The following is an 18295-nucleotide window of genomic DNA, read 5'->3' as shown; positions in this document are numbered from 1 at the left end:
TGATATTATGATAGCTTAGATAATAGGTTTGCTCGCTGAGTAGACCAGGGTGCAAATTGATTAAATCAACTCAATGACCGCAGCAAATTAAATTAAATTAAGGTACTAGAATTGTGCAAATAAATCAGCTAGGGTTCCTATTTGTTGATGTTGTACTCTCGGCGATCGCCCTGATCGTTCTAATTCCGGTTGCAGTTCTATTCCTAGAATGCTGTGCAGCTTTCCTGTCCAGCTTTGGCACTACAGCGGAAACTGAAGAACCCCGCCCCAAAGTAGCAGTTTTAATTCCCGCCTACAACGAAGCAGCAGGAATAGCCGCCACCATCTCCACTATATTGCCACAGCTAACACCTCAAGACCGGCTGTTAGTGATTGCTGACAACTGCACCGACGCCACAGCAGAAATCGCCCGTAACAGCGGTGCAAGCGCGATCGAGCGCCACGACACAGAACGCAAGGGGAAGGGATACGCCCTAGATTTCGGCTTGACTGCGATCGCCTCAGACCCCCCAGAAGTGATCATCATGGTTGACGCCGACTGCATTTGTCAGCCGGACGCGATCGACAAATTAGCCCGGGTGGCAATGGCAGAACAAAGGCCAGTCCAAGCAACATATTTAATGGAACAGCCGCCCAATCCTACCCCAAAAGATTCGATTTCTGCCTTAGCATTTCTAGTGAAAAACCTAGTCCGGCCGAGCGGATTAAAACAGTTAGGATTCCCGTCATTGCTAACAGGTACGGGCATGGCTTTTCCGTGGTTAATCATTCGAGATGTTCCCTTAGCCAGCAGCAATATCGTCGAAGATATGCAAATGAGCTTGGATTTGGCGATCGCCGGACATCCAACGGTATTCTGCCCCGAAGCCCGAGTCACCGGATGTTTGCCGCAGCAGGAACAAGTAGCTAAAACTCAAAGAACCAGATGGGAACACGGACACTTACAAACCTTGCTAACTCAAACTCCCAGGCTGGCGACAGCTTCGATCGAGCAACAGCGTTTTGACTTAATGGCGATCGCCCTCGACTTAGCCGTCCCTCCCCTATCCCTTTTAGTTGCTATCTGGCTAGCCGCTTTTGTCGCCTCAATACTAGCAGCAATTATCGGAGCATCCGCGATTCCCGCCATATTATTAGGAGTACAAGGATTGCTAATTTTAGTTTCAATTGTCAGCGCTTGGGCAAAATTTGGGCGTGCCGACATTTCCGGCGCAACTCTATTGTCTGTTCCTTTTTACATCCTGTGGAAAATCCCTTTGTATCTGGGTTTTATCCTGAAACGGCAAACTAAATGGGTGCGTACAGAACGCGATGTTTAGTATGGGGTAGTATTCGGTAGGTTGCGTCAGCCAAATAGTTGATGCAACTCGAAACTCTTGTTCCTGACGCACCTTAGGATGACGACTGTAATTTATTTTGCGATCCTAGATTTGAAATAATTTGATATACTGAATAATAATTGATACATAAATTAAAAGCACATGAAAAAATTATTCTTTTGGAGATTTCCCCTATCTGAGGCGGATTTGTCAAACCTGTGGGAGAATGCTACTTTTGTTTTTGATACAAATTTCCTCCTAGACTTATATCGAGTATCGCATTCTACGGCAGAGAATTTTCTAGACATACTACAACAAATTCAGAACCGAATTTGGCTGCCTTACCAAGTAGCAGATGAATTTTCTAGGCGCAGAGAAGAGATTATTGATGCTGAATCAGCATCTTTTCAAAAAGCTCTATCGGCGCTTGAAAAATGGAAAGCAGAACAAAAGAGCTTTAATAGTCTTAAGGGTAATCTCGGCCAAATAGGAAGGATAGTAGCTGCTGAGGTAGAATGCTTATTTTCCGAACAGAAGAACTATCTTGATGCAGTTGATAATGTCGAGAAAATTTTCCGAGAAAAGATAGAAAAAATTAAGAGCGATCATTCTTCACTGAATTCAGGTGAAGACAGCATTCTAAACAAACTTCTTTCATTGTTTGATTCAAAAGTAGGACAACCATTTGACGAGCAAAAATTGCCAAATTTATACAAAGAAGGTGAAGATAGATATAAAATATCTAAGCCTCCTGGTTTTATTGATGCTAAAACAAAGGAGGATGAACGGAAGTATGGAGACTTTATATTGTGGAAGCAAATATTAGAATTTGCCAAAAAAGAATCTCGACCAATTATTTTTATAACTGGAGAAAAGAAAGAAGATTGGTGGAGCAAGAAAAATGGGAAAATAATTTCTCCGCATCCAGAGCTGAGGCGCGAATTTCAAGAGTATGTACAACAGCCATTTTGGATGTATCAAACTCAAGATTTTCTTCCAGAAGCTAAGAAGCAATTAATGGTTGAAATTGACCCAAGATCTATCGAAGAAACGAATGCGATTGCTGATATTCAGTTCGTTGATGAGCAGGATAACGACACTTTAAGACAAGCTGTCGATCAAATTGTCAAACCCAACTCTGTACAACAATGGATCGAGCAGATTAAGGCAGTCGATTATATTGTCAAGCCCAGCGCTCTACAACAATTGATCTACGAGCAGATTAAGGTAGTCGATTATATTGTCAAGCCCAGCGCTCTACAACAATTGATCGAGCAGATTAAGGTAGTCGATTATATTGTCAAGCCCAGCGCTCTACAACAATTGATCGACGAGCAGATTAAGGCAGTCAATTATATTGTCAAGCCCAGCGCTCTACAACAATTGATCGAGCAGATTAAGGTGCCTAGCTCTGCCCTACATCAAGCTCAAGAGCGGATGAAGGTGCTTCAAGACAATAGCACATTTCAGCTAAATCCACGCATACAAAAACTAATTTCAGAAACTATAACAACAAGCTCTCCAGAAAATGGAAAATTACAAGAAATTGATACACCAGCAAGCAATAATGAGCCAACCACTTCGCCAATACTCAATCGACCTCAAGAGGATACTGAGCAGGACTAACCTTGAATCAATGAAGCTCTAAGCAGTGAAGGTTAGAATTACTTAAAAGTTCTTGAATTGCTTCTTGTCCAGAACGAATTAGAGTTTCAACTTGATTGGTGGGCGCATTTCCACATCTCAACCACACTACTTTCGGGGGAGAACTATACAGCCGACTTCTTTCCGTAAAGTCTGCATCTTGAGTCACAATACAGAAATCGTTCAACTTAGCGAAATCCCAGATTTCTGTATCTGTTTTCTCTGCTAGCCCATGCAACTGAACATGGCTAGCGTTAGGGAAAATATCAGCCAAGCGAGTAACTAATTTTCGGCTCAGATTTTGATCGAATAGTAGTTTCAAGCGACACTCACCGAAGCAACTAAACGATGATCGCGATCGGCAACAAACTCTAGACAGGCTCTAATATCTGTTTCTGTAAGTTCTGGGAAGTCGTCAATAATCTCAGTAATAGACATTCCAGAAGCCAGCCAGCCAAGAACATCGTAAACCGTAATTCGCATCCGACGAATGCAGGGCTTACCACCTCGCTTATCTGGCTCTATGGTGATGATGTCGCGATAGCTCATGATAAAGGTAAAGTGTTTGCATCTACATTATAGAAAAATATATAGAAAAATAAAAATAAAAAAGTCTGAAGTTGGAAATTTCCAACTTCAGACTTTTAATAACTCCCCGGGTAGGATTTGAACCTACGACCAATCGGTTAACAGCCGATCGCTCTGCCACTGAGCTACCGAGGATTGCGTGGTTTTTGTCACCCACATTTACTAATAGTAGCTGAACTTAGAGGATTTGGCAAGGCCTTTGACAAACTTTTTTTTGATCGTACAGAAAGCGGGTTCCAGCAGCTAATGCAGCCCCATTCTCATTCTGGCGAGGCGCTGCTGCGATTCAGGATCGAGGGAATTCGACAGAAAACGACTGGAGTTTTGTTTGCGGGATTTGTGCTGGCGCTCGCTGCGGCGGGCGGTGGATTCTACGTCAGCGGCTAGTTGTTCGGCGGACATCCATTCGGCACCGTAGCCGACTACGGTCAATTGCTGCGCTCGGTCTGAGGTGGCGACAATCATCCGCCCTTTGCCTTTGACCGATCGCAACTCGTAGCGCAAACTAGCACAAGACTTTTCAATATAAGTATCTGCCGTCTGACCGAAGTCAGTGTAGTGCACTGATAAATTTTTAGTAATAATTTCTTTAACGCTCGGAGTATCTCGATAGTGAGCGTCAAACACCAGTCTGGCCTCAAAATCTTGAACGGCGCTGTAGTTAACTAAAACCTCAATCAACTCGCGGCGGGCTGTTTCGAGTTCGTCGCGATCGCGCTTCTCTCGGAGTCGAGGCCAAAGTCCAATCATGTTATAGCCGTCTACAAGTAACACTGCTTGCGATATATAGGGTGACATGGTTCAAGGCTGAAGAGCTCCAGCAGATAGAGGACGTTATTTGCATTGTTCATCAAAGCTTTTGTTAAATCTTATTACAGATTGATGATTGATTGCTACCTCCGATCGCAATAATTAAACCCCCCAAATCCCGAAAAGCTTGGGATGTGGGGGGTGATACGATTTTCGATTTTTGATTTTCGTATTGAAGATTAAAGAATGGGGAATGACTTGTCACATAAGGGTTTGGAGTTTGCTTGCAGTTGCATTCCTGTGGGAAATTGGTGTGGGATTTGTGCGATCGTCTTCTGCAAGCTTTGCTAGCGCGCGATCGATAAATTTTTCCGCTTACTCGACAGATTCCACGGATACGGGCGATGGCTTACGCCCCGCTTCGCTACGGACAACCGTCGGCAGAGATATTTTCTCCACCGCAGGAGTACAGCCCAGCCACTGCACCGACAAGTCCGCAAACTGCTGCGGGGCGCCACTCACGCAAAAACGAGTCGGCAGCGCAGCACCCGAATTTCGCAGCCCTAAAACCTCCAATTCTCGGGCAGCAGCAGCCACCACGCGCACCGCAGGATCGATTAAATTCACCCCAGCAGGCAAGAGCGATCGCAACACGGGAGCCAACAGGGGATAATGAGTGCAACCGTAAATCAGCGTATCAATTCGCTGCTGAATCAAAGGAGCCAAATATTCCCGAGCCACCTCAGAAGTATAAGGATCGTGAATCCGGTTTTGCTCCACCAGAGGCACAAAAGCCGGACAGCTAACCTGCCATACCCGACAAGAATCATCCATTTCCAAAATCGCATTTCGATAGGCATTGCTAGCAGCCGTAGCAGGAGTTGCGATCACCCCGATCCGCTTGCCTTGCTGCACCGCAGCCTGGGCCCCCGGCAGAATTACTCCCAGCACCGGAATATCAAACTCAGCCTGCACCATCTCCATCGCCAAAGCAGAACTGGTGTTGCAGGCCATAATGACCATTTTCACATCCTGTTCCACCAGCCAGGCCATAATTTCGCGGACAAAATGCACAATTTCCGACGCCGCCCGAGTGCCGTAAGGCAGTCTCGCCGTATCTCCAAAATAAAGTATTGATTCGTTGGGCAATTGTTTGTATAACTGCGTCAAAACAGTCAAACCGCCCACGCCACTGTCAAATATACCGATTCTTTGTTGTCTGGAGTCTGTTGTCATTTGTTAATAGTTAGTTGTCTGTTGTCTGTTGTCTGTTGTCTGTTGTCTGTTAACTGTTGGCAGGAAAGCAGGAAAGCAGTTGACAGGAAAGCAGTTGTCTGTTGTCATTTGTTAATCGTTTTCTGTGGCTAATAACAAATAACCAATAACATTAATCAACTGTCAACTGTCCACTGTCAACTGTCCACTGTCAACTGTCAACCGCCCATTATCTTTGTTGAAGATAATATAAAATGCCACGAGCGATCGAAGCCGCCATTTGACTCCGGTAAGCTGGATCGGAAAGTTTAGCAGCATCCTCAGCACCTGTGACAAAACCGACTTCCAGCAACACAGAAGGCATAGCACTCTTCCTCAAAACATAAAATCTCGCCTGCCGCACCCGACGGTCTTTCGCCCCCGTCCCATCCAAAATACTGGCGTGAATCACCCGGGCTAAATCTTCCCCGCTATCGAAATAATAAGTCTCAATCCCGCTAATATCCGGGCGACTCATGTTAATCGCGTTGGCGTGAATGCTGACAAACAAAGTAGCATTCACCCGTGATGCTAAAGAAACTCTCGGTTCTAGGTCAATTTCGCTGTCGTCAGTCCGAGTCATTACGGCTTGCACGCCCTGCTGTTCTAGCAGCCTTGCCACCTGATATGAGATATCTAAAACAATTTCCTTCTCCTGAATGCCCCCAATCCCGACGGCACCCGGATCGCGGCCGCCGTGGCCAGGATCGATCGCCACTACGAAACGACGGTTAGAACCTTGGGGCAAATCACCCGCTCCTATACTGCTTCTCGGCGGCAACGGCTGCGGATTTGGATCGCGAGTCAAAGGTGACTGCGCGCTAGCACTCGATCGCAACTGCAAAGACAGCATCTGCGGGTTAGGTCTCGTCACCCTGCCTACCTGTACCCCCGATCGCGGCTGCACCCAAATCACCACAGTCTCCGCGTCTTCCTGGCTGGCGGTAAACGATACAGGACTGTTGCCATCGAGCTGAGGAATTTGCCCCGCCAGGGAACTAGAAGCAAGCCGAATCCAGTAAGCTTTCGATGATTGATCCCACCCGCTGGTATAGGACACTTGGCGGTCAGTTCTCACCACGAATTGCGTGCCGTTACTCGCTAAATCAATGGACTGAACTCTCGCTAAACTTCCTTGAGCTGGTCTCCCAACAGTTAGGGGTTGGGAGCGCGTCAGGATTGGCGGACTCGTGCCTCCTGGCGATAGCACAACCGAGCCAGAATTGCCGACAGAAGCGCGCCACTGAGTATTAGAACTCTTCATCCGCAAAGTTACGCGGGTAACGGGCGGATCTGTTGGCAATTGCCGGACTTCAATCTTGTCAACTCCGTGCTTGCCGTTAGTTTGAGGCTGTTGGCCGCCCGCGCCCGCAGCTAAAGTAGCTCCTTCAATATCGAGGGTGGCGATGTCCCCGGCTCGACTTTGTTGAAAATTAATTTGGGGGTTGCCACCGGCAGTACGGATCAAAAAACCGTCCGCCGTCACCTGAACGTTCTGAACTACAGTCGCTTCAGCAGATTGGGTTTCCCTTGCTGAAGGTTCAACCGATAATCTTTCTCCCCCGGGTTCTGAGATCGAATTTTGAGTTCCTCCGCGTACTGGTGCGGGCAAATCTACTGTCCACTCGCTGGCAGAAATGCCCCGAAATTTTACTTGCTGGGGGTCTAGAGTAAACCCGTCTTTGAGTTCGACGACTATTCTGGTGGTATCGTCGTCAAACTGTCCTACTCGCACAGATTCGATCGCCCCTGACAGCGGTTTGTTGACCGAGGGACTGCCCAGACTCGTCCCCGGTAAGTCGATTACCAATCGCGTGGGGTTGAAAATCAGTTGAGCCTTGGGTTGGACTCCCCCCTCTGTTCTAATGTAGAGCCGGTTCTCTGAAGCATCAAACCGCCAAGATTGCAGTCTAGCTGCTTCGGCGGCTCCGGCGAGCAAAAATACACTTAAGAAACTTGGTAGTAGCCAGTGGAATTTCACGACAGTTTTTTCCTCGTTTGCGTTACTGCTAAAAGCTGGAAGGGTGCTGCTTGCCCGAGTGGCTTTCAGCAGTTCGCCGCCAGCAGACCGGGGGCCAGGGGCCGTCAGTTGTTGGCTAAATGACTTTTTTATGCGTTAACTGGCCGCCAAATCCCCAATTATGACATTTTGGAACTTTCCTGCATACTTGGGGGCGATCGGTTATAAGCTGACTGAGAAATTGTTGGCACAAGGGAAGGTATTTATAGCAAAAGGAAGAAGGAAGTTCGGCAACGAGCACGCGATCGGGATTTTTAAAATGCGATCGGTTAGAAAACTTTAATTATCTATCGTCGCCAGAGAACTCAGAAGCAATAAAGTCAATGGTTTCAGCAATTCATAATATCCGGACGATCTGGTGCTGCTACTATTTATAGGAGCAATTAACCCTTATTTCTTGAAGTTAGAAGTTGGAATTTTACCAGAAAGAATTGGTTGAAAGCCGGAACCCCGATCGGGAGAATTTAAAATCAGACTATTCATTACTCCAATCCTCATCCTTCTAGGTAGAGGTCGCTCTCCTTCGGTCAACTGTCAACTGTCAACTGTCAACTGTCAACTGTTGAACGCTCTTCAAGGAATCTGTACGACGGGTCTTTAATGGATAGAGATAGTTACAGTAAGGGTAATAATCCGTTTGACAGTTGCATTGTCTTCTAACTTTTCATAGGCTACCTTGATAACTTAACAACCTACTTTCAGCATGATCAGGATTTCCCAGATTGAAATGACTTTTGAATGCAGCTAAATATTAGTTCCAGACCAACTGGCATATCCTTTTATAAAATCATTGTCTCTCACAGCTTGACATTGACATACAACTACATAGCGCCTCTTCCGTCTTTTTTTATGGCATTGTTACAGTCGGACATTTTGGGTAGTAATGGAAACTTAGTTGTTAGTTAGGTTTCCGGCATCGCTAATCTTAAACGATGATAGCCAGTCAATGCTGTTAACTGTAAATGGAGAATGTTTTGTCTCACTTTGTTTGGTGCCTAATGCTTTGTCACCAACAGTCTTTGAGCGTATACGATCGACAGCCAAAGGATTGGTTGCTTGACGGGGGAAAAGTTTTGACCGGAGATATTGTTATCGCAGTTGTCAAGTTTTTGCGACACCAGAAACAATCGATCGGCTTCTGGCAAAAACCTGTGATTTGGTTTGATGACCTGCCTTTCGACTAACTGCATAACTCCCACGTATACTACCAGTTAGAGAAGATACAGTATCTTGGCGATTCTGTCAATCTCTAAATTGCTGAAAAAAGCGACCATAAAATTAAATAAATCAACTCACCTTAGCTGCAAAATTTCGATCGATCCAGTTCAAAATTGCTTCATTTACTTGTTCCGGGCATTCATCCTGGGGACAGTGGCCGGCATTGTCTAATTCAACTAGCTCTACATACTGGGGATTGCATTCGACAAATTGGTGGGGCCGGGCGAACCGAGGGGGAATCATCCGGTCTTGTTTGCCCCAAATTAACAGCATCGGGATTGTGGAATTTCGCAGTACAGTCTTGACACCGGGGCTGAATTGTGAACTGCCTACAGCTTTAAATACAGCGCAGAAGGTACGGGCGGCTCCCCGATCGCCCGCAGGCCCTGATAGAATGTCCACTAATTCGTCGGTAACAGATTCCGGGTTGGCGTAGGCAAAGCCGACCCAGCGGCGGACAACTGAAGGTTTGCGGACGAAAGCAAACAGAGGTCTGAGGATGAGCGGAGAAACAAACCAGCTTTCCACAGCTTCGATCGCCGGTAACAGCCATCCGGGTACCGCCTCGGCTCGCACAGACGGGTCTGGGAGGCTAATCATCACCGTGCCGGCTACCATCTCCGGGTGAGCGGCGGCGGCGGCCAGACAAATCAGGGAACCGATCGAATTTCCTGCCAATACTACCGGCTCTCTGATAAAAGTCAGCCAAAAATCATACACTTGATCGACCCACAAAGACACAGAGTAGTTAACGGGAGCTTTTTGGGAAGCGCCAAAACCCAACAAATCCAAGGCGTAAACTGTATGTTTTTCAGCGAGGGGGCCGAGATTTTGACGCCAATGACCGATCGAAGCTCCAAACCCGTGCAGTAAAATAATTGGGGTGCTTGATGTGGCGGAGGCTATTGGTTTGGTAGCAGCATCTGGAAGATCGATCGCGCCTTGATTGTTCCCCAAAGCCGGCCGCAAATAGCTGTAGCGAGTTTGCCAACCGCGCCACACCCAGTCTCGTTGAGTTCCTACCCGTTGGTGCCAGTGCAGATAATTTGTCAATTTTGCCTCAGCTCGCAACATAAATTTACATTTGCTTATACCCATTCTACAAGGCAAATCAGGGGACTTGGGGAACGGAGCGGACTGGCTAGATTAGCTAATAAAAGCCGTTTTAGCTGATTTTTAACGATTTACCGGGAATTTGCGACCTTTTTACCATCAATCTGGCACGGGGGCGGGCGATCGTGTGTGAAGTTAAAATAAAACTAAGCAGAAACTTAGCCAGACTGAGTAGAATAACAGGTATTGTAAGAATTCATTTACGATAGTCCAAATATTCCCTAAGGCTTTAGCTGAGGGGAGAGAGGGCGCGGTAGTACGTCCGGTAAGGGTAACACCTTACAAAATAGCTCGATCGGACAAAATGAAAGATTGGTCGATCGAACCTGTAATTATCAAGAAGCTTCAATATTAAACTACTGATTGTAAAACCATTCATGCCTGTGATTGAAAGAAGACAAAATCGCAACCTACCCCAGATTAACGAAAATATTCGATACCCCAAAATCCGGGTGATCGATACCGACGGCGCGCAACTAGGGATATTGACACCCGCAGAAGCGCTGCGTCTGGCAGAAGAAAAAGAACTCGACCTCGTACTTGTCAGCGACAAAGCTGACCCGCCTGTATGTCGCGTCATGGACTACGGGAAGTACAAATTCGAGCAGGAAAAGAAAGCGCGAGAAGCTAAACGGAAGCAACACACTGCTGACGTGAAGGAAGTGAAGATGCGCTATAAAATTGAAGAACACGACTACCAAGTGCGCCTCAAACTAGCAGACCGCTTTATCAAATCTGGGGACAAAGTAAAAGCCACGATCATGTTCAGAGGTCGGGAAATCCAACACAGTAACCTAGCAGAGGACTTGCTCAAGCGCATGGCCACAGATTTGCAGGAAATCGCAGAGGTGCAGCAAGCGCCGAAAAAAGAAGGCCGCAGTATGATGATGCTGCTGTCGCCGAAAAAATAGTTATGAGCAATTAGTCATCAGTCATCAGTCATCAGTCAATAGTAATAGACTGGTGACGGTAGACTAATTGCCACGCCCCAAAAAGGATATAGGTTTCCGACTCTAGTCGTCGAGGGTCAAAACAAAAATTTTAGACCAAAGTTCCAGCTCCTAGATTCCATCTGTGGAGCAAATCTAAAATCGTTCGATGCTCGCGCTAGCCGAAGTCTAAAATCTAAAATCTAAAATCTAAAATCGGGATATCTACGCACTCTTAAGCATGGAAAATTTTCAAATCAGCGCTTGGGCGGGAGCAGGAAAAGGAGTGCTGCGATCGCTCAACCTGCGATCGGAAGAAGTAGAGCGAACCATACTGATGTTCCTCGTCTACACTCTAACCTCCGTCGGGCTGATCTGGCTGGAACTCAGCACGGTAGGTCTGTTTTTAGACGAATTCGGTGCGGACAAAATGCCCTTTATCTATATAGCCAGCGCCTTTATTGGTTCTGGTTTGGGATTTGTCTACTCGTGGATGCAAAAAATCCTGCCGCTGAGACGCACCGTTGTAGCGGTTCTGGGAATGATGTCGGTACCGCTATTTTTGTTTAGATTCGGCATCGGCTACGAAAATACTAAGATAGCTGGCATCAGCATCGCTTTTATTACTATTTTTTTGATGTGGCTGTGGGTGGAAGCTTGCTATGTCCTCAATGACCTCAATACTTCCATTACTTCCAACCAACTGTTTAATATTAGAGAAATCAAGCGCACCTATCCGCTAGTCAGTAGTGGTTATCTAGTGGCTGGGGTAGTTAGCGGGTTTTCTCTGCCAGTTTTGCTCTATGTAGTCGGACTCAAAAACGTTACTCTAGTATCGGGGTTAATGGTGGCGACAGGCTCGCTGTTGCTGTACTACCTCACAGAAAAATACCGTCAAGCTTTCCCGGAAACGGCTCACTGGACAGATGACGAGGACGAAGACGACCAACAAGAATTTACCGCCCGCAAAATAACAGGCCCTCTCCAAAAATACGCCATACCTCTAGTTAGTTTTTTCGTCCTTGCAGAAGTCCTCTATGTGTTGGTAGATTTTCAATTCTACAGCCAGCTAGAATACCAAAACCCTTCGGACGGCGCTAGTGGAGCTAGCTGGATAGCGAGCTTTCTGGGCATTTACGAAGGCATACAAGGCTTGTTTCAAGTGGCGACTCAGTGGTTCGCCTCCAGCCGCTTGGTAGAACGAATCGGTGTATTCGTGACGGCGATGATTTTGCCGGCGGGAATCGCTATTCTGGGCGTGCTGACGATAGGAGCATCCCTGGGCCAGCTAGTATCTGTGTTCATCGGACTGATATTGCTGAGATTTCTGGACGAACTGCTGCACTACACGCTGTTGGAAACGGTGAGCCCGGTTTTGTTCCAACCGATTCCTGACAATATTCGATCGGGAATTCAAACTCTAGTCAACGGTGTGGGCGAACCTCTGTCCTGCGGTGTGACAGGAGTTGGCATCCTGATTATGCTGTGGGTGACAGACAAGGTACTTCCCCACCAAGACGAAAAAGACACACTATTTCATGACAACCAAAGCTTGGTATTCATCGGGGCGATCGTACTTTTGGCCCTGGTGTGGCTGTTTGTAGTCTGGCTGATCCGCTCTCAATACGTGGGTTTGTTGGTCAAAAGTGCTGAACGGGGGCGCTTGGGCGTCACCGATGTTGACCTGAAAGCTCTCAAACGCGCAGTGGTGGAAACTCTGGAAAAGCCGGGGGGCGAAGATGAAAAGCGCTCTTGTATAGAACTGCTGACGCAAATTGACCCGAAAAATGTCGGAGAAGTTTTGGCGCCGATCCTGGAAGTGTTACCTTCGGCTTTGCAGCGCCAGAGCTTGGAAACAATGCTGCAACACCCAAACCCGGAATATTTAGAAGCTGTACGGGCTCTATCGCAGCAATCCTTGCCGCCGGAGGTGCTGGCCTTGGCTTTGCGCTACATCTGGCTGACGGAGGCTGAACCGAATATCGACAGCTTGCGGCCTTATTTGCAGCCGAATGTCGATCCGGTAGTACGGGGTACGGCGGCTGCTTTAATTATGAGAAGGGGCGATCGCCAGCAAAAGGCAGAGGCTACTAATACGCTGCGCCAAATGCTTACCCACAAGCTTGAGCGGGAACGGGTGATGGGGACGCGGGCTCTGGGAGAGGCTGATTATTTGCAAGGACTGCGGCTGTATATTCCCAATCTGTTGCAAGATGAATCTCTGCGAGTGCGCTGCGCTCTGTTAGACGTGATTTCTTCTACTCATTCGGAAGAATATTATCCTTCGCTGCTGCGCGGACTCGGTTACAAATCGACTCGGGAAGCGGCTTTGCAGGCGATCGTCAAACTTCACAATGATGCGATTCCTTTGCTCGTCTATTTGGCTGAGGATATCCATAAGTCAGATTTGGTCAGATTGCAAGCTTGGACGGCTCTCGGTCAAATAGGGACTGTGGAGGCGATCGACATTTTGGTCAGCAATTTGATGACGGCTTGGGGAACTACCAGGCGCAACATCCTCCGCATCCTGTTGAAAATGCCATCGGAAGCGGGTATAGAAGGGATTCTAGACCGCATCGGCCGCAGCGGATTGGAAACTCTTATCGAACAGGAGTTGATGTTTATCGGTCAAATTTATGCAGCTATGGTGGATTTGTCTGGTGTAACAACCTATGGCAATTTTGCCGATCGAGATGCCAGCAGGGGTGCACCCGAGAACGATACGGCTCAATTGTTGCAGCGCGCTCTGGCGGGGTTGGAAGCTGATGCTAAGGAACGATGTTTTTTGCTGATGAAGTTTCTTTATCCGTTGGACACCGTACAAGCTGCTGCTTTCAACATTGCTTCTGGCCAACCTTCTTTGGTGGCTAGGGGATTGGAAATTCTCGACAATACTGTGGATATCGCTAAGAAGCGATCGCTGATCAATTTGTTGGATCAGCACTCGGAAAGAGAGAAATTGAGCAATCTCTCGGAATTAATGGTGTACAAACCTCTATCCCCGAGCGATCGTTTGCGCCGCTTACTGGAATTGCGCCATTTCCTTTCGGATTGGACTTTAGCTTGCTGTTTTCACTTGGCGAGGGAAGCGCGTTGGAGCCTTACCGCCCAACAAACTCTTGTCTGTCTGCAACACCCGACGGGTTTTGTCCGCGAAGCAGTGTTAGCCTATTTGAAAATAGCTTCACCGCGGGCTTTGCTCGAATTGTTGCCGAGGCTGCAAAATGACCCCGATAATTTGGTATCAGCTCAAGTTGAAGAGATGATGGCAGAGTTGGGTGCTGGGGGGAAAAGGTAAAGAAGGAAGAAGGAAGAAGGAAGAAGGAAGAAGGAAGAAGGAAGAAGGAACAAAAAGAAACTATCTTCAATACCTAATTCCCAATACCTAATGCCCAATGCCCAATGCCCAATGCCCAATGCCCAATTCCCCTTCCTTTGTTAAAGTTTAAATTAATCACTGCATCGCATTATGTTAACTAGCGTCGAACGCCTATTGTTTGTCAGGGAAGTTCCGATTTTTAAGGAACTGCGGGATGATTTTCTTGTCCGTCTAGCATCGGTAATGGACGAACTTTCGTTTCCTTCTAAGCACAGGATTTTTACGGAAGGACAAGAAGGTCGATCGCTCTATATCTTGGTATCGGGTACGGTGCGGGTGCATATAGGCGATCGGGATTTGGCACAGTTGAAGGCGGGGGCTTGTTTCGGGGAAATGTCGCTATTTGATGCGGAACCTCGATCGGCTTCTATTTCGACTCTGGAACAATCGGAGTGTTTGATGCTGACTCAAATGCAGCTTTATGATGCGATCGATGAAACGCCGGGAATTGCTGTTAATATTATTCGCTTGCTGTCGCGCCGGATTCGCGAGTTGAATATCAAGTTGAATGCTAAAGAGGCGGTTATGCCACCGACAGATCCTGTGAGAGTTCCTGAAATGCGATGAATATTGGGAATCGGGAATTGGGAATTGGGAATTGGGAATTGGGAATTGGGAATTGGGAATTGGGAATTGCGGATAGTTTATTCCTTCTTCCTTCTTTCCTCTTCCTTCTTCCTTCTTCCTTCTTCCTTCTTCCTTCTGCTATCAAACAATTAAAAACCCGGTTTCTTATTAGACCTCTTGCAACGGGCTAGAAGCCCATCCCACAAAAATCTTTTTTCTTGTGGGATGGGCTTCTAGCCCGTCCCAAAATTTGGTTAAAAGGATTTTTGCAAGAGGTCTATTGAAGAAATCGGGTTGTTTAAAATCGATAATGAAGCGCGATTTGCTGTCTAAACTATTCGGAAAATAAAAGGGTAGCGGTAAGCTTCGTTTGGAGTTTGCAACACGTGGATAATAGCCATGATTGTCAGTCCCCAATGTAGGAGATAACCTAGCGGCACTAGGATAAACCCGGCAAGCCCAAAAGTCACCACAGTTAACGCCACAATCACAGCGCTGTACACCCATACATTCAAGTGAAAATTGATGGCTTCTGTGGCGTTTTCTTTGACAACGGGGTCATCAGATACTAACAATACAGCGATCGGCGCTCCGATCGATAAAACTAACGTGCTGAAAAAAATCGCCCCGTGACACACCAGTGATAGCAGCTTCCGCTTGTCGGAGTCGTACATATTACTTTGATTCCTTGACTTTAGTGATAATTTTACCTTTAATAGCAACTCTAGCACAGGCTATAATGGCGATCGGGTGATGATTCCCCTACCTATTTTGTGATGACAACAGAACTCGAAACTGAACTGCTAACTGCTGTTGAGCGCCGGCGCAACTTTGCTATTATCTCCCACCCTGACGCGGGAAAAACTACTTTGACAGAAAAGCTGCTGCTTTACGGAGGTGCAATTCACGAAGCAGGTTCTGTGAAAGCACGGCGGGCTCAGCGACACGCTACTTCTGACTGGATGGCGATGGAACAGCAGCGGGGAATTTCGATTACTTCTACTGTTTTGCAGTTTGAATATCAAAATTATCACATTAATCTGCTCGATACTCCCGGACACCAAGATTTTAGTGAAGATACTTATCGTACTCTGGCGGCTGCTGATAATGCGGTGATGCTTGAGGATGCTGCTAAGGGTTTGGAACCGCAAACTCGCAAGTTATTTGAAGTTTGTAAGTTGCGACGTTTGCCTATTTTTACTTTCTTTAATAAGCTCGATCGCCCTAGCAGAGATCCTTTGGATTTGTTGGACGAAATTGAGAAGGAATTGGGGTTGCAGACTTATCCGGTGAATTGGCCGATCGGTACGGGCGATCGCTTTAAAGGTGTTTTCGATCGCAGAGGGCGCAAAATTCACTTGTTCGAGCGGACTAAACACGGTTCTCGCGCTGCTGTTGATACGGTGATCGAATTGGGCGATCCGCGCATTGAGGATTTGTTGGAACAAGACCTTTACTATCAGCTCAAAGAAGAGTTGGAACTGTTGGATGAGTTGGGAACTGAACTCGATTTAGACTCCGTTCGCGCTGGGAAAATGACTCCGGTTTTCTTTGGTAGTGCGATGAGCAATTTTGGGGTCGAGCTGTTTTTGGATGCGTTTTTAGATTACGCCATGAAGCCGATCGCCCGCAACAGCAGCGCCGGGGAACTTCCGCCAACTTACGAAGATTTTACCGGGTTTGTGTTTAAGTTGCAAGCGAATATGGATCCGAGACATCGCGATCGCGTGGCGTTTATTCGCGTTTGTACCGGCAAGTTTGAAAAGGACATGAACGTCACTCACGCTCGGACTGGTAAAACGGTGCGTTTGTCAAGACCTCAAAAGTTATTTGCTCAGGATCGGGAATCGATCGAGGTTGCGTATCCGGGCGATGTTATCGGTTTGAACAATCCGGGGGTTTTTGCGATCGGCGATACTATTTTCACCGGTCAAAAAGTCGAATATGAAGGGATTCCCTGTTTTTCGCCGGAACTTTTTGCCTTTTTGAGAAATCCGAATCCTTCTAAGTTTAAGCAGTTTCGCAAAGGCGTTTCGGAGTTGCAGGAAGAGGGTGCTGTGCAAATTATGTATTCGGTTGATGAGTCGAAACGCGAACCAATTTTGGCGGCTGTGGGACAGTTGCAATTTGAGGTGGTGCAGTTCCGAATGCAGTCGGAATATAATGTCGAAACTACGATCGATATGTTGCCTTACAGTGTAGCTCGTTGGGTAGATGGCGGTTGGGATGCCCTGGCCAAGGTGGGACGGCTGTTTAATACTGTGACGGTGAAGGATTGTTGGGGAAGGCCGGTTTTGTTATTTAGGAATGACTGGAATTGCCGTCAGGTGGAAGGTGAGCATCCTGTTTTGATGTTAAATGCGATCGCGCCTGTGGTTTCTGGTTTGGCCGTTACCGCGGAGTGAGATTACCACGATTACCTTGAATGAAAGACAACCCTAGATTCGATCGAAATCTTCCGAGTGGCGATCGTTGACATGAGTGCGATCGCCTCCATCAACCCCAAGCAGTGCGAAGTGCAAGCAGATTTCGACATTCGGGGCGATCGATCAAACTCGATCGCCCCCGGCTACGGCAAACTGATCGGTTTGTACGAATCCCGCAAACCAGAAACCTGGAAGCATCCAGTCACAAATTATTCCCTCACCTACCGCCGCTTGTTTGAATTAGAAGCGTGTCTGCTGGAAAAAGAACGATCGCCAGAAAGCGGTTTATTCGGTCAATTAATTGTGCGCTGAGGTGATACAATAGCATAAGCAAAAAACTGGTATCTAGTTTGCATCGCATTATGGTTGCTTTACCCGATCGCCTATTGATGAGCGCAGAAGAATACCTAACTTGGGAACCCGCCCAAGAAGAACGCTACGAGTATTGGGATGGCGAAGTCGTCGCTATGACAGGCGGCACCCGGAATCACAGTCGAATTACCTTCAACTTCTCGAAGCTCCTGGATGATGCCCTTGTCGATCGCCCTTGCGAGATGTACATGGCGGATGTAAAAGTCCAAGTGGAACCAGGGCGAAAGTATTTTTATCCTGATGTTGTCGTAACTTGCGACGATCGCGATAACGATCCGCAATTGGTACAATTTCCTTCCTTGATTGTCGAAGTTTTGTCACCTTCAACGGAAGCTTTGGATCGTGGCGCAAAATTTGCTAAATATCGCCAATTTTCAACGCTGCAAGAGTACGTCTTGGTGCAAGTCGAACAGCCCGGAGTAGAGCTGTTTCGGCGCAACGAACAAGGGCTGTGGGTGCTGTCGGAGTACGGTTTGGGCGATACTTTGCGACTGGAATCAGTGGATGTCGAAATTGCGATCGGCGATTTGTACCGCCAAATACAATTTTCTTAGTCTCGCGTTGCGCGGACATTGTTTGTGTAGCCACGAATTCCATTCGCCCTTTCTTTCTTTCTTTCTTTCTTTCTTAGTCCGCGGAGGCGGACATTGTTTGTGTAGCCGCGAATTCCATTCGCCGGGTATCCAACGGAAATTCACCCAATATTCACCCAATAT

18 protein-coding genes and 1 tRNA gene are annotated in these 18295 nt (G+C 47.1%); 9 read left to right on the top strand and 10 right to left on the bottom strand.

Annotated features, from left to right (window positions below; translation table 11 throughout):
- Nucleotides 1–113 precede the first annotated feature (113 nt).
- Complete coding sequence (locus tag JGK14_RS09070) at nt 114–1319, top strand: glycosyltransferase family 2 protein (protein WP_293230287.1); 1206 nt, start codon at nt 114–116, stop codon at nt 1317–1319.
- 162 nt (nt 1320–1481) lie between these two features.
- Nucleotides 1482–2945 carry a PIN-like domain-containing protein gene (locus JGK14_RS09065; RefSeq protein ID WP_325314979.1) on the top strand — a complete coding sequence of 488 codons (1464 nt, stop codon included), beginning with the start codon at nt 1482–1484 and terminating at the stop codon, nt 2943–2945.
- Between the two features lie 7 nt (nt 2946–2952).
- Here the strand turns inward: JGK14_RS09065 and JGK14_RS09060 are convergent, their stop codons facing one another.
- The 6 genes from JGK14_RS09060 to JGK14_RS09035 all read right to left on the bottom strand — a co-directional run bounded on the left by JGK14_RS09060 (nt 2953) and on the right by JGK14_RS09035 (nt 7536).
- Nucleotides 2953–3285 carry a DUF5615 family PIN-like protein gene (locus JGK14_RS09060; RefSeq protein WP_325314978.1) on the bottom strand — a complete coding sequence of 111 codons (333 nt, stop codon included), beginning with the start codon at nt 3283–3285 and terminating at the stop codon, nt 2953–2955.
- Entirely contained in the window at nt 3282–3512 is a 231-nt protein-coding gene (locus JGK14_RS09055; RefSeq protein ID WP_325314977.1) for a DUF433 domain-containing protein, read from the bottom strand. Before JGK14_RS09055 ends, JGK14_RS09060 begins: the two co-directional genes overlap by 4 nt.
- Nucleotides 3513–3614: 102 nt before the next feature.
- Nucleotides 3615–3686, bottom strand: a tRNA-Asn gene (locus JGK14_RS09050).
- A gap of 108 nt (nt 3687–3794) precedes the next feature.
- Complete coding sequence (locus JGK14_RS09045; RefSeq protein WP_293245856.1) at nt 3795–4349, bottom strand: NYN domain-containing protein; 555 nt, start codon at nt 4347–4349, stop codon at nt 3795–3797.
- Nucleotides 4350–4676: 327 nt separating this feature from the next.
- Nucleotides 4677–5537: a glutamate racemase gene (murI, locus tag JGK14_RS09040; RefSeq protein ID WP_293184665.1), complete on the bottom strand. Its 861-nt coding sequence runs from the start codon at nt 5535–5537 to the stop codon at nt 4677–4679.
- A gap of 208 nt (nt 5538–5745) precedes the next feature.
- The gene (locus JGK14_RS09035; RefSeq protein ID WP_293212408.1) at nt 5746–7536 is read right to left on the bottom strand and encodes an N-acetylmuramoyl-L-alanine amidase; all 1791 of its coding nucleotides are present in this window, start codon (nt 7534–7536) and stop codon (nt 5746–5748) included.
- Between the two features lie 160 nt (nt 7537–7696).
- Here JGK14_RS09035 and JGK14_RS09030 point away from each other — a divergent pair, with 160 nt between their 5' ends.
- Complete coding sequence (locus tag JGK14_RS09030; protein ID WP_293184661.1) at nt 7697–7858, top strand: hypothetical protein; 162 nt, start codon at nt 7697–7699, stop codon at nt 7856–7858.
- A 712-nt stretch (nt 7859–8570) separates the two neighbouring features.
- Here JGK14_RS09030 and JGK14_RS09025 read toward each other — a convergent pair.
- A complete protein-coding gene (locus JGK14_RS09025; RefSeq protein WP_293184659.1) occupies nt 8571–8765 on the bottom strand; it encodes a hypothetical protein in 195 nt (64 codons plus the stop codon).
- 97 nt (nt 8766–8862) lie between these two features.
- A complete protein-coding gene (locus tag JGK14_RS09020; protein ID WP_293184656.1) occupies nt 8863–9867 on the bottom strand; it encodes an alpha/beta fold hydrolase in 1005 nt (334 codons plus the stop codon).
- A gap of 416 nt (nt 9868–10283) precedes the next feature.
- Here JGK14_RS09020 and infC point away from each other — a divergent pair, with 416 nt between their 5' ends.
- From infC to JGK14_RS09005, 3 genes are all read left to right on the top strand, one after another.
- Nucleotides 10284–10817: a translation initiation factor IF-3 gene (infC, locus tag JGK14_RS09015; protein WP_265239585.1), complete on the top strand. Its 534-nt coding sequence runs from the start codon at nt 10284–10286 to the stop codon at nt 10815–10817.
- Nucleotides 10818–11076: 259 nt separating this feature from the next.
- The gene (locus tag JGK14_RS09010) at nt 11077–14133 is read left to right on the top strand and encodes a HEAT repeat domain-containing protein (RefSeq protein WP_325314976.1); all 3057 of its coding nucleotides are present in this window, start codon (nt 11077–11079) and stop codon (nt 14131–14133) included.
- 171 nt (nt 14134–14304) lie between these two features.
- Nucleotides 14305–14781, top strand: coding sequence for a Crp/Fnr family transcriptional regulator (locus JGK14_RS09005; protein WP_293184648.1), 477 nt, complete (start codon nt 14305–14307; stop codon nt 14779–14781).
- Here the strand turns inward: JGK14_RS09005 and JGK14_RS09000 are convergent.
- Together JGK14_RS09000 and JGK14_RS08995 are read right to left on the bottom strand one after the other, a co-directional pair.
- On the bottom strand, nt 14738–14926 hold the full coding sequence (locus tag JGK14_RS09000; protein WP_325314975.1) for a hypothetical protein: 189 nt from the start codon (nt 14924–14926) through the stop codon (nt 14738–14740). The genes JGK14_RS09005 and JGK14_RS09000 overlap by 44 nt on opposite strands.
- A 184-nt stretch (nt 14927–15110) precedes the next feature.
- Nucleotides 15111–15455 carry a DUF4870 domain-containing protein gene (locus tag JGK14_RS08995; RefSeq protein WP_293183305.1) on the bottom strand — a complete coding sequence of 115 codons (345 nt, stop codon included), beginning with the start codon at nt 15453–15455 and terminating at the stop codon, nt 15111–15113.
- A 102-nt stretch (nt 15456–15557) separates the two neighbouring features.
- On the opposite strand from JGK14_RS08995, the gene prfC reads away from it, so the two are divergent.
- From prfC to JGK14_RS08980, 3 genes are read left to right on the top strand one after another with little or no spacing between them, the layout of a single operon-like run.
- A complete protein-coding gene (prfC, locus tag JGK14_RS08990; protein ID WP_293207022.1) occupies nt 15558–17186 on the top strand; it encodes a peptide chain release factor 3 in 1629 nt (542 codons plus the stop codon).
- Nucleotides 17187–17243: 57 nt separating this feature from the next.
- Nucleotides 17244–17519 (top strand): hypothetical protein, encoded by a 276-nt coding sequence (locus JGK14_RS08985; RefSeq protein ID WP_293207024.1) that lies wholly within the window; start codon nt 17244–17246, stop codon nt 17517–17519.
- Nucleotides 17520–17569: 50 nt separating this feature from the next.
- Nucleotides 17570–18133: a Uma2 family endonuclease gene (locus JGK14_RS08980; RefSeq protein WP_293207026.1), complete on the top strand. Its 564-nt coding sequence runs from the start codon at nt 17570–17572 to the stop codon at nt 18131–18133.
- The last annotated feature ends 162 nt before the right edge of the window (nt 18134–18295 follow it).

This window comes from Microcoleus sp. PH2017_28_MFU_U_A (assembly GCF_020738035.1).
Lineage (GTDB): Bacteria > Cyanobacteriota > Cyanobacteriia > Cyanobacteriales > Microcoleaceae > Microcoleus.
The sequence above is the reverse complement of the archived record's forward strand: the minus strand, read 5'-3'. Positions and strand labels throughout refer to the sequence as shown.

Excerpts from the sequence above, each read along its gene's own strand:
- JGK14_RS09065 (WP_325314979.1), top strand. The coding sequence starts at position 1,482 with ATGAAAAAATTATTCTTTTGGAGATTTCCCCTATCTGAGGCGGATTTG.
- JGK14_RS09055 (WP_325314977.1), bottom strand. The coding sequence starts at position 3,512 with ATGAGCTATCGCGACATCATCACCATAGAGCCAGATAAGCGAGGTGGT.
- JGK14_RS09045 (WP_293245856.1), bottom strand. The coding sequence starts at position 4,349 with ATGTCACCCTATATATCGCAAGCAGTGTTACTTGTAGACGGCTATAAC.
- murI (WP_293184665.1), bottom strand. The coding sequence starts at position 5,537 with ATGACAACAGACTCCAGACAACAAAGAATCGGTATATTTGACAGTGGC.
- JGK14_RS09030 (WP_293184661.1), top strand. The coding sequence starts at position 7,697 with ATGACATTTTGGAACTTTCCTGCATACTTGGGGGCGATCGGTTATAAG.
- JGK14_RS09025 (WP_293184659.1), bottom strand. The coding sequence starts at position 8,765 with ATGCAGTTAGTCGAAAGGCAGGTCATCAAACCAAATCACAGGTTTTTG.
- JGK14_RS09020 (WP_293184656.1), bottom strand. The coding sequence starts at position 9,867 with ATGTTGCGAGCTGAGGCAAAATTGACAAATTATCTGCACTGGCACCAA.
- infC (WP_265239585.1), top strand. The coding sequence starts at position 10,284 with ATGCCTGTGATTGAAAGAAGACAAAATCGCAACCTACCCCAGATTAAC.
- JGK14_RS09010 (WP_325314976.1), top strand. The coding sequence starts at position 11,077 with ATGGAAAATTTTCAAATCAGCGCTTGGGCGGGAGCAGGAAAAGGAGTG.
- JGK14_RS09005 (WP_293184648.1), top strand. The coding sequence starts at position 14,305 with ATGTTAACTAGCGTCGAACGCCTATTGTTTGTCAGGGAAGTTCCGATT.
- JGK14_RS08995 (WP_293183305.1), bottom strand. The coding sequence starts at position 15,455 with ATGTACGACTCCGACAAGCGGAAGCTGCTATCACTGGTGTGTCACGGG.
- prfC (WP_293207022.1), top strand. The coding sequence starts at position 15,558 with ATGACAACAGAACTCGAAACTGAACTGCTAACTGCTGTTGAGCGCCGG.
- JGK14_RS08980 (WP_293207026.1), top strand. The coding sequence starts at position 17,570 with ATGGTTGCTTTACCCGATCGCCTATTGATGAGCGCAGAAGAATACCTA.